This is a genomic window from Nocardia sp. NPDC050412, from assembly GCF_044458825.1.
Lineage (GTDB): Bacteria > Actinomycetota > Actinomycetes > Mycobacteriales > Mycobacteriaceae > Nocardia.
Genome location: NZ_JBITIJ010000003.1, coordinates 492227 through 505956, shown reverse-complemented (window position 1 = coordinate 505956; position 13730 = coordinate 492227). Strand labels below are relative to the sequence as shown.

General features: G+C 64.9%; 14 protein-coding genes. 5 read left to right on the top strand and 9 right to left on the bottom strand.

Going from position 1 to position 13730, the window contains the following annotated elements:
- Position 1 precedes the first annotated feature (1 nt).
- The 3 genes from ACIBI6_RS10220 to ACIBI6_RS10210 form a co-directional block, all read right to left on the bottom strand.
- Entirely contained in the window at positions 2-610 is a 609-nt protein-coding gene (locus ACIBI6_RS10220) for a Uma2 family endonuclease (protein WP_396955801.1), read from the bottom strand.
- A 106-nt stretch (positions 611-716) separates the two neighbouring features.
- Positions 717-2579 carry a translation elongation factor 4 gene (lepA, locus tag ACIBI6_RS10215; RefSeq protein ID WP_396955800.1) on the bottom strand — a complete coding sequence of 621 codons (1863 nt, stop codon included), beginning with the start codon at positions 2577-2579 and terminating at the stop codon, positions 717-719.
- Between the two features lie 86 nt (positions 2580-2665).
- The gene (locus tag ACIBI6_RS10210; protein ID WP_396955799.1) at positions 2666-3319 is read right to left on the bottom strand and encodes a DUF6304 family protein; all 654 of its coding nucleotides are present in this window, start codon (positions 3317-3319) and stop codon (positions 2666-2668) included.
- 66 nt (positions 3320-3385) lie between these two features.
- Here ACIBI6_RS10210 and ACIBI6_RS10205 point away from each other — a divergent pair, with 66 nt between their 5' ends.
- Together ACIBI6_RS10205 and ACIBI6_RS10200 are read left to right on the top strand one after the other, a co-directional pair.
- Positions 3386-4114: a hypothetical protein gene (locus tag ACIBI6_RS10205; RefSeq protein WP_396955798.1), complete on the top strand. Its 729-nt coding sequence runs from the start codon at positions 3386-3388 to the stop codon at positions 4112-4114.
- Between the two features lie 72 nt (positions 4115-4186).
- Positions 4187-4765 carry a type II toxin-antitoxin system PemK/MazF family toxin gene (locus ACIBI6_RS10200; protein ID WP_396955797.1) on the top strand — a complete coding sequence of 193 codons (579 nt, stop codon included), beginning with the start codon at positions 4187-4189 and terminating at the stop codon, positions 4763-4765.
- Between the two features lie 33 nt (positions 4766-4798).
- Here the strand turns inward: ACIBI6_RS10200 and ACIBI6_RS10195 are convergent, their stop codons facing one another.
- From ACIBI6_RS10195 to ACIBI6_RS10180, 4 genes are all read right to left on the bottom strand, one after another.
- Positions 4799-5587, bottom strand: coding sequence for an aquaporin (locus ACIBI6_RS10195; RefSeq protein WP_396955796.1), 789 nt, complete (start codon positions 5585-5587; stop codon positions 4799-4801).
- Positions 5588-5748: 161 nt separating this feature from the next.
- Positions 5749-6591 (bottom strand): transglutaminase domain-containing protein, encoded by an 843-nt coding sequence (locus tag ACIBI6_RS10190; RefSeq protein ID WP_396955795.1) that lies wholly within the window; start codon positions 6589-6591, stop codon positions 5749-5751.
- On the bottom strand, positions 6588-7562 hold the full coding sequence (locus ACIBI6_RS10185; RefSeq protein WP_396955794.1) for an alpha-E domain-containing protein: 975 nt from the start codon (positions 7560-7562) through the stop codon (positions 6588-6590). The genes ACIBI6_RS10190 and ACIBI6_RS10185 overlap by 4 nt, the downstream gene beginning before the upstream one ends.
- 7 nt (positions 7563-7569) lie before the next feature.
- Positions 7570-9234, bottom strand: a complete 1665-nt coding sequence (locus ACIBI6_RS10180; protein WP_396955992.1) for a circularly permuted type 2 ATP-grasp protein — start codon at positions 9232-9234, stop codon at positions 7570-7572.
- 427 nt (positions 9235-9661) lie between these two features.
- Between ACIBI6_RS10180 and rpsT the strand changes: the two genes are divergently transcribed.
- Together rpsT and ACIBI6_RS10170 are read left to right on the top strand one after the other, a co-directional pair.
- Positions 9662-9922 (top strand): 30S ribosomal protein S20, encoded by a 261-nt coding sequence (rpsT, locus tag ACIBI6_RS10175; protein ID WP_364339163.1) that lies wholly within the window; start codon positions 9662-9664, stop codon positions 9920-9922.
- A 348-nt stretch (positions 9923-10270) separates the two neighbouring features.
- The gene (locus tag ACIBI6_RS10170; protein WP_364339161.1) at positions 10271-10516 is read left to right on the top strand and encodes a hypothetical protein; all 246 of its coding nucleotides are present in this window, start codon (positions 10271-10273) and stop codon (positions 10514-10516) included.
- A 49-nt stretch (positions 10517-10565) separates the two neighbouring features.
- Here the strand turns inward: ACIBI6_RS10170 and ACIBI6_RS10165 are convergent, their stop codons facing one another.
- Entirely contained in the window at positions 10566-11420 is an 855-nt protein-coding gene (locus ACIBI6_RS10165; protein WP_396955793.1) for a helix-turn-helix domain-containing protein, read from the bottom strand.
- Between the two features lie 180 nt (positions 11421-11600).
- Between ACIBI6_RS10165 and ACIBI6_RS10160 the strand changes: the two genes are divergently transcribed.
- Positions 11601-12671 (top strand): aldo/keto reductase, encoded by a 1071-nt coding sequence (locus tag ACIBI6_RS10160; protein ID WP_364339156.1) that lies wholly within the window; start codon positions 11601-11603, stop codon positions 12669-12671.
- An 81-nt stretch (positions 12672-12752) separates the two neighbouring features.
- On the opposite strand, the gene holA is transcribed toward ACIBI6_RS10160, so the two are convergent.
- Positions 12753-13724 (bottom strand): DNA polymerase III subunit delta, encoded by a 972-nt coding sequence (holA, locus tag ACIBI6_RS10155; RefSeq protein ID WP_364339154.1) that lies wholly within the window; start codon positions 13722-13724, stop codon positions 12753-12755.
- Positions 13725-13730: the final 6 nt, after the last annotated feature.

The window sequence follows — 13730 nt, the reverse complement described above, 5'->3', positions numbered from 1 at the left end:
CTCAGTCGCCCATGTCTTTGAGCGACTCGGTATCGAGCGTGATGCCCACCGGCTCTGGGAGGCTCACCGCCCGCCCGAATGCATAGCTGTGCACGTCCTGGTAGCCATCCTCATCAGGCTGGCTGTGCACGACTACCTTGCCGGTCTGGCGATCGATGAGCAGATAGATCGGGATCCCAGCTCGCGCATAGGCGATCGGCTTGTCGACTCGATCGCGCCGGTTGGTGTCCGGATCATGAGACGTGACTTCCACCGTCATCACCACGGCATCAGGTGAGGCCCACTCACCCGCGCCGGCGAAGGCATCCGGTGGCGCCAGAATGCCGTCGGGACGAGCTCGCCCCTTGCCGTACGACCCAACTGCCAAACCCTGCCCGATGACATGCAGAAACAGCCCCGGATTCAACGGCATCAGCAGCAAGAGCAGCCAGTTGAGTATCCGGCCATGGTCGCCATCGGGCACTCGTTTGACGACCAGTCGTCCGCCGATGAGTTCAACCTGCACGCCTGCGGTCTCACGCTCGACGGCCCGAGCGATCGACTCGAACTCGGTCGTGAGGATGGGCCCCTCTTCCGACACACGAGTCGGGTCTTCGTGCACCGCAGTCACAGCCCGCCGCCTCGGTTTCTGCCCACCTGACAACGGATCCTGCCTCATAGTCCCTCCCTATGAGACAGGATCCCGCATTTTGCCGACCGCCGCCGGAGTGGCGAACCTACTTCTGGCCCTTCGGCTTATCGGAGGCGGCATCAGAGGAGAGGGCGGCTACGAAGGCTTCCTGAGGGACATCGACGCGGCCGATGGTCTTCATGCGCTTCTTGCCCTCCTTCTGCTTCTCGAGCAGTTTGCGCTTGCGGCTGATGTCACCGCCGTAGCACTTGGCGAGCACGTCCTTGCGGATAGCGCGGATATTCTCGCGGGCAATGATTTTCGAGCCGATGGCGGCCTGGATGGGCACCTCGAACTGTTGGCGCGGGATGAGTTCGCGCAGTTTGGTGGTCATCTTGTTGCCATAGGCCTGGGCAGCGTCGCGGTGCACGATCGCGCTGAACGCGTCCACCGCCTCGCCCTGCAGCAGAATGTCCACCTTGACCAGATGCGACTCCTGCACGCCGGACTCCTCGTAGTCGAGGCTGGCATAGCCGCGGGTGCGCGACTTCAGCGAGTCGAAGAAGTCGAAGATGATCTCCGCCATCGGCATGGTGTAGCGCAGCTCGACCCGGGTCTCGGACAGATAGTCCATGCCGCCGAGTTCGCCGCGGCGACCCTGGCACAGCTCCATGATCGAACCGATGAATTCGCTCGGCGAGATGACGGTGCACTTGACCACCGGCTCGTACACATGGCGCACCTTGCCCTCCGGCCAGTAGGACGGATTGGTGACAACGTGCTCGCTGCCGTCCTCCATCTCCACCTTGTAGACCACGTTGGGCGCGGTGGAGATCAGGTCCAGATCGAATTCGCGCTGCAGACGCTCGCGGGTGATCTCCATATGCAGCAGGCCGAGGAAGCCACAGCGGAACCCGAAACCGAGCGCCACCGAGGTCTCCGGCTCATAGGTCAGCGCGGCGTCGTTGAGCTGGAGCTTGTCGAGCGCATCGCGCAGGTCCGGGTAGTCCGAACCGTCGACCGGGTACAGCCCGGAGTACACCATCGGGCGCGGCTCGCGATAGCCGGTGAGCGGTTCGGTGGCACCGCCACGCGCGGAGGTCACGGTATCGCCGACCTTCGACTGGCGCACATCCTTCACGCCGGTGATCAGATAACCGACCTCGCCCACGCCGAGACCCTGGGTGGGCTTGGGCTCCGGCGAGACGATGCCGACCTCGAGCAACTCGTGAGTCGCACCGGTGGACATCATCTTGATCTTCTCGCGCGGAACGATCTTGCCGTCCACCACACGGACATAGGTGACCACGCCGCGGTAGGTGTCGTAGACCGAGTCGAAGATCATGGCGCGCGCGGGTGCGTCCGGATCGCCGACGGGCGGGGGCACCTGCTTGATGACCTCGTTCAGCAACTCGACCACGCCCACGCCGGTCTTACCGGAGACCCGCAGCACATCATCGGGTTCGCAGCCGACGATATGCGCGATCTCGGCGGCGTAGCGGTCCGGATCGGCGGCGGGCAGGTCGATCTTGTTCAGCACCGGGATGATCGTCAGATCCTTGTCCAGCGCCAGGTACAGATTCGCCAGCGTCTGCGCCTCGATGCCCTGCGCCGCGTCGACCAGTAGCACCGCACCCTCGCACGCCTCGAGCGCACGCGACACTTCGTAGGTGAAGTCGACGTGGCCGGGCGTATCGATCAGATGCAGTACGTAGTCGGTGCCGTCGACCTGCCAGGGCAGCCGCACATTCTGCGCCTTGATGGTGATGCCGCGCTCGCGCTCGATGTCCATCCGGTCCAGGTACTGGGCGCGCATCGCCCGCTCCTCGACCACACCGGTGAGCTGCAGCATGCGGTCGGCCAGCGTCGACTTGCCGTGGTCGATGTGCGCGATGATGCAGAAGTTCCGGATCCGGGCGGGATCGGTGAACGTCGTGTCGGCGAAGCTGGCGGGCACTCCACTCCTCATGGGTATCGGCAAACTGCTATCCATCGTCCCATGCGCGAGGTAGCGGCACTGTCAGCGGTTCACTGTTCAGGGCTCCGTACCACTTTTCAGCCGCGATAGCCGGTGCCGGGGATGCGGTGCGCGTAGTCGGTGCAAAGGTAGGTCTCGGGTACCTGCTCGGTCACTGGTACCTCGAAATAGTCGTCCTTGGTGCGGACCGCGAGGTACTGGTCCTTGGCATCGCGATGACACCACATGCCGGTGAGGCCGTGGCCGTACGGCGAGTAATCGGAGAACAGGCATGTTATGCAGGACAGCAGGCGGATGTCGTCCGGGAACTGCTGTCCGAGTCGGAACAACGCGTCCTCGAAGTATCTATCGGTGCCCTGGTAGGTCAGTCCGTCGATGTCGATGGCGAGTTCGAGTGACTCCCCCGCCCCGCCGGGGGGCAGGATCAGCCGGAAGTGGATCACGCCGGGTTGCCGCTGGTCGTGCACCTGCACCGAGCAGGGCAGTTCGCCGGAGAAGACGCAGCCCGAGATGGCGTCCCACTCGTCGACAGGCAGTCCGGCCCGAAGCGCGGCGCTCTTGTCATAGGGACCGAGCGCGTCGAAGTCCGGACCCGCCACCGGGACGCCACGGATCACCGTGCGGATATCGAACCGGTTCGGACCCCAGTGCCGCGATGGCCCGATCCGCCACATGATGCGATCGGTACCGTGATCGTCGGTGTAGGTTCCCGGAAAAACCTGCGGTTGCACAGCTGGATCCTTACTCCCGCGACGAATTGCCCGACTCTAACCGAGAATTCGACGTATTTTCGGCGGGTGGAGAAAATGGTCTTCGTCCTGCGCCGATCCGATGCCGAGGCAACCGAGTCGTGGTGTGAATCGCTGCGCACCACCGTGGCCGCGCAACTGGTCGACCTGGGGGTTGCGGGTGTCACTGTCTATGTACGTGATGCGGCGGTCCAGGCCGCATTGATGCGGATGGTCACGCTGGATCCGCCGATCGCCGCGGCGGTCACGGTCTGGGTCGAGCAGAGCTATGGTCCCGAGGCCACGGCCGCGGCGGCGATTCTCGCCGAATTCGCCACCGCGGCACACGGCTATCTGGTGACCGAGTCGGTGCCGATGCGGCTCGACGATTCGGTCGCGACCCGCACCGAGGGCTTCGGCAACCTCGCCTTTCTGCGCAAGCCCGCCGAACTCATGCGGGCGGAATGGCTGAGTGACTGGCAGGGACGGCATACCGCGGTGGCCATCGAGACGCAGTCGACGTTCGGCTATTCCCAGAACGTCGTGGTACGGGCGATCACACCGGACGCGCCCGCCATCGATGCCATTGTCGAGGAACAGTTTCCGGCGGCGGCGCTCACCGATCCATTGGTCTGGTACGGCGCGCGCGACGCGGCCGAGTTCCAGGACCGGGTGCGGCGCATGCTCGACTCGGTCACCCGGATCGGCGCCGATCGCGACCTCGATACCGTCTCCGCCAGCAGATATCCGGTGCTGCAACCGTTTTCGACACGGACATATCAGCGTACCGACGCATAATGCGCGAACTCTCGCTACCCGGCGGTAGGCAGCGCTGATGAGAACACGAGATCGCGCCGTTACCATCCAAGGATGGCCCGAACTTGGAACACGATCGGCAAGCAGCTAGGCCTCATCGCGAAGCAGCAGGGTCCCAAGATCGTCAAGCAGCAGGGACCGAAGCTGGTCGACAAGCTGCAGCGCTCATCGCTGCTCGAGCGCGCGGTCGGGTCGCTGGCGACGCGTAAGGCGCCCCCGGTCGTGATCCGGCCGACCGCTTCGACCCCGGTGCCGACCGCCGAGCGGGCCAGGCAGGTCGTCTACTGCCCACAGCTGGACGGTCGCGCCGATCCGGGCGAGATCGTGTGGACCTGGGTGCCCTTCGAGGAGGACCCGGCTAACGGCAAGGACCGCCCGGTGCTCGTCGTCGGCCGCGACCGCAGGACCCTGCTCGGGCTGATGCTGTCGTCGAATCCGGAACGCGCCCACGATCGCGACTGGGTCGGAATCGGCAGTGGCAGTTGGGATCACGAGGGCAGGTCGAGCTGGGTCCGCCTCGATCGAGTACTCGATGTCCCGGAGGACGGCATCCGTCGCGAAGGCGCGATCCTGGCCCGCAAGACCTTCGACCTGGTCGCCCACCGCCTGTGCGCCGAATACAGCTGGCACTGACCGTGAATCGCGCCCCGAAGTTACGAGAGGCGGTCAGGCGATCATTTCCCGGGAGCGGCCGAACAGCAGACCGTAGATCAGTGCGCCGAGTACGCCGCCGATGAGCGGGAACACCACGAACACCCAGACCTGCGGTCCCGCGCCGTCCTGGTAGAAGGCGACGGCGAGGCTGCGGGCCGGATTCACCGAGGTGTTGTCCACCGGGATGGAGATCAGGTGGATGACCGTCAGGGTGACACCGATCGACAGACCGGCCAGCGGAATATCGGAGATCTGGTCGGTGGAGGCCAGCACCACGAATACCAGCAGCGCGGTCAGCATGACCTCGATGATGATCGTCGCGGACAGGCCGTATCCGTTCTCGATCACCACCTGTCCGAGCGGACCGCGCACCGCGGACGGACTGTGCTTACCCCAGCCGTTCGCACCGAGCCCGTTGACCGCGCGGTCGTAGGAGGGCAGATTCTTGGCGATTGCGAACAGCACGAGTCCGGCCAGGAATCCACCGATCAGCTGCGCGATCACATAGCCGACCGCGGAGATCACCGAAAGCCTGCCGAGCAGCAACTGCCCGACGGTCACGGCCGGATTCACATGGCAGCCGGAGATCGGCCCGATCGCGTAGACCAGGAACAGCAGGGAAAGACCGAAGGCCAGTGCCACGCCGAGCCCACCGACGCGCTCACCGGCCAGCACCGCGGTACCTACACCGCTCATGACCAGCACGAATGTGCCGAGCGCCTCGGCGGCCCACTTCTTGGCCTCCGGCGTCGGCTCCAGTTCGGTGACTTCCTCGACGACTTCCTGAGCAGTGGGAGACATACGCGCCACCTTCCGAGAGGATCTTCCCCGTATGCACGGGGTTGTGCCTTGGACCTGCTACGAAAATCACGGCTGATGTGAAACTGGACGTTACGCGAGACGGGTGAGCACTACAACGCTAACCCTTCGAGCAATCCGCAAGGGATCGCCACGGTGCTGGGCTAGGCGAGCCGGGTGATCTCTACGACGACCTCCAGATCGGTCGAACCGCCGCCGGAGAAGATGCCCTTGAGCGGCGGCACATCGGCGTAGTCGCGGCCGACACCGACGGAAATGTGCTGTTCGTTGATGGCGATATTGTTGGTCGGGTCGTAGCCCCACCACGCGCCGGTCCACGCCTCGATCCAGGCGTGCGACTGCCCCGCGACCGTCGTATTGATCTCGGCGGCCGGATTGGGGTGCAGATATCCGGAGACGTAGCGGCTCGGAATCCCCATGCTGCGCAATAGCACCAGGGTCAGGTGCGCGTAATCCTGGCATACGCCTTGACGTTCGGCGAAAGCCTGCACGGCCGATGTGTGCACCGATGTGGTACCCGCTATGTAATTCATTTCGTCGTGCACCCATTCAGCCACTCGTACAACGGCTTTCGCGGGCGGAACGCCACGCGCGAGCTGTTTCGCGATCGCGGCCAGCTTCTTGTCCTGCGGCACATAGGCGGTGGGCGAAAGCATTTCGTCGTAACGGTCACCGATGTGTTCGGAAAGCAATTCCTCCCAGGACAACTCCTCGACCGGACCGGCGAACGGTTCGGTCTCCACCACGGATGATCCGGTGACCTCCAATTCGGTATGCGGGGCGTGCAGATCGAAGGAAGTGACCGCGGTACCCCAGTAGTCGGTATACCGATAGGACCGGGTGGCGGGCACCGTCTCGACCCGATTCAGGATGACGTTCTGCCTGCTGTCCGCGCGCGGAGTGAGCCGAGCCTCGTTGAACGATCGGGTGACCGGGGCGTCATAAACATAACCGGTGGTGTGCACCACCCTGATCCGCCAGCTCACAGCTCTCCCTCCACCTGCGCATGGTTATCCTGACTGCTGCGCAGATCGGTCCAGGCCACCCATGGCGCGGCGTGGAAGTACTGCAGTGCGATCGCCTCGCTGACCTCGCGACAGGTCTTCTGAAGCGAAAGCAGGCGATTCTGCAGATCCTCCAGAAGCGCACCGGGCGGCAGGAATTCGAGTTCGCTGCGGGCCCGGCCGAGTAACCGCTGCGCCTCGTGGCGCGCACCGACCCGGCTGCTCGGGCGCTGATCGAGTTCGGTGAGGCAGGCCTCGGCCACCCGCACCGAATGGAAGACCGAACGCGGGAAAAGCCGGTCGAGCAGAATGAATTCGGCGACCAAATTGGCATCGAGCGCGCCGCGATGGGTGCGCAGATAGGTGTCGTGCGCACCGGCCGAGCGCAATACGGTCACCCACGCCGGTGACGAGGTGCGATCACCCGCGCGCGAAAGCAACAGGCGCACGGTCATATCCACGCGTTCGATGGCGCGACCGAGCAGCAGGAAGCGGTAACCATCGTCGCGGCTGAGGGTGGAGTCGGAGAGTCCGGCGAACATCGCCGCGCGCCCCTTGATGTAGTGGAAGAACTCGTGCGGGCCGAGACTGCGCGCGGCCTTCTCGGTGGCCGTGAGCCCGATATAGGTGGCGTTCAGGCACTCCCACATCTCGCTGGAGGTGACTTCGCGTGCGCCCCTGGCATTTTCGCGGGCATTGGCGATCGAGTCGACAATGGAATTGCCGTGGGCATGGCTGAAAGCGACCAGGTCGGTGACCGACCAGACATCGAGTTCGACCTCGGGCGGTTCGATACCCAACACCCGCAACAGAACTCGCGAGGTTCGGTCCGGATCCACCGTGGCGTCCTCGAGCAACTGATGCACCGCGACGTCGAGGATGCGGGCGGTGTCGTCGGCCCGTTCGACGTACCGTCCGATCCAGTACAGGGATTCGGCGTTGCGAGCCAGCATCAGCGCATCACCCCGCCTTGTCGTTGGTCTTGCCCGGGGACGGACTGCTGCCGGATTCGGCAAGGTGCTGGATTTTTCCGGGCACACCGACCTGTTGTCGGTCGGACCCGGGACCACCGAGCTGGTGCTGACTCTGCCGCATCGGTCCCAGCCGCTGCTCCTGCTGTTGTTGCTGCTGTTGCCGACTCGACTGCGTCGGGGTCGATTCCCGGCCGAGCTCACGCTGATCGGATTGCGGCGGATCGCTCACCAGCTCCTCGCCCGCGAGCTCACGGTCGGCGGGCGAGGCGCGCCCGGCCAGCACCCAGGTGTCTTTACTGCCGCCGCCTTGACTGGAGTTGACGACCAGCGACCCCTCCGGCAGCGCCACTCGCGTCAAACCGCCCGGCAGCACCCAGATGTCGTCACCATCGTTGACCGCGAATGGCCGCAGGTCGACATGGCGTGGGACAAGTTCGTTGCCGATCTTGGTCGGCACGGTGGACAGCTGCACCACCGGCTGGGCGATCCAGCCCCGCGGATCCGACTTGATCTTGCGCCGGATCGTGTCCAATTCTCGTGGCGTGGCCACCGGGCCGATGACGATGCCGTATCCACCGGACCCCTCGACCGGTTTGATCACGAGTTCGGCGATGCGGTCGAGCACCTCTTCGCGTTCGTCGTCGAGCCAGCAGCGGTAGGTATCGACGTTGGGCAGTACCGGTTTTTCGGCGAGGTAGTACTCGATGATCGTCGGCACATACGCGTAGGTCAGTTTGTCATCGCCGACGCCGTTGCCGATCGCGCTGGAAATGACCACATTGCCCGCCCGCGCGGCGTTCACCAGTCCGGCAACGCCGAGCACCGAATCGGGCCGGAAGTGCATGGGGTCGAGGAAGATGTCATCGATGCGGCGGTAGATGACGTCGACCTGACGCTCCCCCGCCGTGGTGCGCATGTAGACGACATTGTCGCGGCAGAACAGGTCGCGCCCCTCGACCAGTTCCACCCCCATCTGCCTGGCCAGCAGCGAATGTTCGAAGTAGGCCGAGTTGTAGACGCCGGGCGTGAGCACGACGACCGTCGGATCGGCCTCGTTCGGCGCGGCCGCTGCGCGCAGGGCGGCCAATAGATGGGTCGGATAGTCGCCGACCGCGCGCACCCGGTGCGAGGAGAACAGATCCGGGAAGACCCGCGCCATGGTGCGCCGGTTCTCCATGACATAGGACACCCCGGACGGTGCGCGCAGATTGTCCTCGAGCACTCGGAAATCGCCGCGCTCGTCACGGATCAGATCGATGCCGGCCACATGGATGCGCACTCCGTTCGGCGGCACCAGTCCGGCGGCCTCGCGGTGGAAGTGCTGGCATGAGGTGACCAGCCGCTTCGGGATGACCTCGTCGCGCAGGATGTTCTGCTCGCCGTAGATATCGGCGAGGAACAGCTCCAGCGCCGTGACCCGCTGCTTGATCCCGCGCTCCAGCTTGGCCCACTCGGCGGCCGCGATCACCCGAGGCACCAGATCGAGTGGGAAGGGACGCTCCTGTCCGGATAGCGAGAAGGTGATGCCCTGATCGATGAAGGCGCGGTCGAGTGCGTCCGAACGGGCAGCGAGATCGGCCACGTCGATGGGCGCGAGCGCCGAGAAGATTCCCTTATACGGCTGACGCACCCGACCCTGGCTGTCGAACATTTCGTCGAAGGCGTCCGCGTACCGGCCGGGTTGGTAGCCCTCGAATAGTCCGGATGTGGTTGCTCTACCGTTGCCGTTCGCATGCCCGTTCGACCGGACGCGATTCGGCGCAGATCGTGCCGAACGTGGCGGCGAGCCGGGAGTCATGCGAAAATCGTGCTACAGCAGCATCGATGCCGTGTGAGACGCAAGTAAATTTCTTGCATCACTCCGGATTTTACGCCCCTTACGCGGTCGGTAGCGTTGCCGGCCGAGCCGTTCGCGCGGTAGCGATTTCGCGTGCCGGGGCGGTGGTGATTTCGTGTGCGACGCGGGGGCTGGTACCCTCGATCTTCGGCGTCGCGTTACCTGATTGCTCCGGTTTCCAACGCGCGCTCGCGAACTTTTCAGCACAGTCCACCAGCGACAGGAACACGAGGAAACAGGCGTGGCCAACATCAAGTCCCAGATGAAGCGGATCCGCACCAACGAGGCGGCGCGCTTGCGCAATCAGTCGGTCAAGTCCGAGCTGCGCACCGAGATCCGCAAGGTCCGGGAGGCCTTCGCGGCCGGTGACAAGGAGAAGGCCGCCGGTCTGGTCGTGAACGCCAGCCGCAAGCTGGACAAGGCCGCTTCCAAGGGCGTCATCCACGCCAACCAGGCCGCAAACAAGAAGTCGGCTCTCGCGGTGGCGCTGAACAAGCTCTGATCGCAACAGTACCGTCCATACGTTGACGCAGCCGCCGTGGCCACGATGACCACGGCGGCTTTTGTCGTCCCCATCAACTATTGCGAGGGTCACTTTTTCGGTCCGGCGGCATGGATTCGGATATTTCTTCAGCAATAGTTCAGCAATCTTCCGTCACGGTAGCGATGCCGCTGCCTGGGCGTTGAGCGGAACCGTCCCGGCAGGTGCCGTGTCATCGAGACTTTCCTGGCAAATCGGCAGGAAAGTGCTGGCCCTGCCAGCATCCGCAGGTCATCGCCGCATCCCACTCCTCGAGCCGTATTCGGATCGGGCAGCCACATGTCGGAGGTTCCCGCTACGATTCGGCGCATGGTTACCGTCTACGCCAATCAGACGCCGGTCCGCTCCGAAGATCTGCCGGACATCATCCGCGCAGCCGAGGTCCTAGGCATCGGACTGAAGATCGAGAACGTCATGGTCCCCGATGAGGAAGGCGGCTACTCGCTCGAGTGGATCGTCACCCGGGACGAGGAAATTCCGGCCTACGAGGAGTGGGAGGGCCGGTACGAGGAGTCCGAAGACGACATCGAGCTGGTTCTCAGCTCGGTCGAATAGATCCCCGCGAATCCGCACCCGCACCGAGCGGGTGCGGATCTCTGGGTACTCAATCCAGATCGCCGTTCAACCGATCCAGCGCGGCTTGGGAGTCCGCATCGGCCGCGCGATAGATGATGATGCGCTGGTCCGGATCCTGTAGCGGCATGAGTACTTCGAAATTGACCACCAGCGGCCCGACTTCCGGGTGGCGCAGCGGCTTCTCCCCGCGCCCCTGCACCCGGACGTCGTGCCTGGCCCACCCCTGCGCGAACTCCTCGCTGCGTGCGGTGAACTCAGCGACCAGATCGGCGAGTTCCTGATCGTCCGGATGGGCCGCCCACGCGGCGCGCAGATCGGCGACGCCCTCGCGAATGATCCGATCCCGGTCGCAGTAGAAATCGCGCATCGCGGGATCCAACAGGCACAGCCACATGGAATTGCGCTGCCGCGGCGGCAGGGCGCCGAAGTCGACGACCAACCGCGCCATTTCCGGATTCCACGCCAGGATGTCGTAGCGGTGGTTGATCAGCATCGCGGGCAGCGGCGACAGATCGTGCACCAGCAGCTCTAGAGCGGGCGCGGGGACGGTGCTGGGTTTCCCGGCATTCGGCTGGCGCTGCTGGGCCAGATCGAAGAGGTAGGCGCGCTCGTCGGTATCCAGACGCAGGGCGCGGGCGAGCGCCTCCAGGACATCCGCGGATGGGCGCAGGCCGCGTCCCTGTTCCAGTCGCACGATGTAGTCGGTGCTCACACCCGCCAGCTCGGCGACTTCCTCCCGGCGCAGGCCCGGGGTGCGCCGAGCCTGTTTGCGCGGAGGCAGCCCCAGATCGCCGGGATTCAAGCGCTCGCGCCGAGCGCGCAGGAAGGCCGCGAGTGCTTGTGCCCAATTCGCGGAGCTCCCTGACCCTTCGTGGTCACGCAAGCTACCGCCTCCGGACCTGAGCTCGCTCCGCTGTGTCGCATTCACCGTGCTCGTCATCGCCCTCGATCTTACGGCTGACTAGGACTGGCTTTCCCAGGAAAGACCTTCCCTTACCCAAGCTCTCGCACCGTTCCAGACTCGATGACACCGGAAACGAAGTACTAACGACAGGAGCACGACATGTCCGGAGCCCGCACCCTCGATACCTACCGGTTGCTCGGCCGTTCGGGTCTTCGGGTGTCTCCGCTGTCCCTCGGGACAATGACGTTCGGCGCCGATTGGGGTTGGGGCGCCGATAAGGACGAGGCCCGCAAGATCTTCGACACCTATGTCGAGCGCGGCGGCAACTTCATCGATACCGCGAGCCAGTACACCAACGGCACCTCCGAGCAGCTGCTCGGCGAATTCAGCGCCGCCAATCGCGAAAGTCTGGTGCTGGCAACGAAATACACGATGCTGCGGCGGCCGACCGACCCCAACTCCGGCGGCAATCACCGCAAGAGCATGGTCGGTTCGGTGGAGGCCAGCCTGCGTCGGCTGAACACCGACTACATCGACCTGCTGTATCTGCACGCCTGGGACTTCCTGACCCCGGTCGAGGAAATCCTGCGCGCCATGGACGATCTGGTCCGCGCCGGCAAGGTGCTCTATGTCGGCATCTCCGACGCACCGGCCTGGCAGGTCGCACGCATGCAGACCATCGCCGACCTGCGCGGCTGGTCGCCACTGATCGCGTTGCAGATCGAATACAGCCTGATCGAGCGGACCGTCGAACGCGATCTCATTCCGATGGCGAGGGAACTCGGCCTCGGTGTGGTGCCGTGGTCGCCGCTGGCCAGCGGTGTGCTCACCGGCAAGTACAGCCGCGCCGACCTGACACACGACGCGGAGAGCTCACCCGAGGGCACCCGCAAGAACGTGGCCGCCGCCAACGGCTCGCTCACCGAACGCGGCCTGGTAATCGCCGACGTGGTGAAAGATGTTGCGGCACAACTGGGCAAGACTCCGTCGCAAGTAGCGCTCGCCTGGACACTGCAGAACCCGGGCGTCACGGCACCGATCATCGGTGCGCGGACGGCGGCACAGTTGGAGGACAACCTCGGTGCGCTCGAGGTGGAATTCGATGCCGCCCAGCTGGACCGGCTGGAACAAGCCAGCGCGATCGAACTGGGCTTCCCGCACGACATGCTGGCGCGTCCGATGACCCGCGGAGTGACGTTCGGCGACCTGAAAATCGAAGGCCGCGAGTGAGTTTCCCCTTTGCGGTGGGTGCGAGCCCTATTCGCACCCACCGCATCGGTGTGTCGGACAGCGAGCAGGTTCAGCGCTATCTCAGCTTGCGGAGTGCAGGTCCAGGATCTGCGTGAGGGCGTGTTCCAAGGCGTAGGTGGCGTCGGCGGCACCACCCTTGACGTCGGCATTCAGCGTGGCGACCACTTGCAGGGCCGTGCCGATGCTGGCCTGGTTCCAACCTCGCGCTTGGGCCTGGGCTTTCTTCACCTTCCACGGCGGCATGCCCAACTGCTGGGCCAGCTTGAACGGGTCGCCGCGGCCCGCGGAGCCGACACGGGCGATGGTATGGACGGAGTCGGCGAGTGCGTCGGCGAGCAGTACATGCGGTACACCGCGGTCGGTGGCCCAGCGCAATGCCTCCATGGCACCGGGGCGATCCCCCGCGACCGCGAGTTCGGCGACATCGAAACCGGAAATCTCGGCCTTGCCGGAGTAGTAGCGGCGCACGGCGGCGATATCGATCTTGCCGCCGGTATCGGCGACCAATTGCGAACAGGCCGCGGACAATTCCCGCAGATCCGAGCCGACCGCCTCCAGCATCACCTGCACGACCTCGCTCGAAACCCGCGCCCCGGCGTTGCGAAATTCGCCGCGTACGAACTCCACCCGCTCGGCCGCCTTGGTCAGCTTGGCGCAATCGTGCACCTGCGCACCCGACTTCTGCAGCGCAGGGGCCAGTGCCTTGGCCCGACCGCCCCCGGAATGCAGCACCACGAGCACCACACCTTCGGGCGGATCCCCGGCGGCAGCGGTGATCACCGCGACCGCCTCCTTACCGGCCTCCGCCGCCGACTCGAGCACGATCACCCGATCCTCGGCGAAAAGGGAAGGACTCAGCAGCTCTGCTAGCTCAGCGGTGCTGGCATCCCCGGCCCGCAGCCGATCAACAGGCACCGCATCGGGCTCGGGCGCATTCGCCCGCACCTGCGCCGTAATCCCCGCGATGGCCCGTTCGACCAACAGCTCTTCATCACCGAGCACCAGGTGCACTGCCGCAGTCCGTTCGCTCACGCGAGC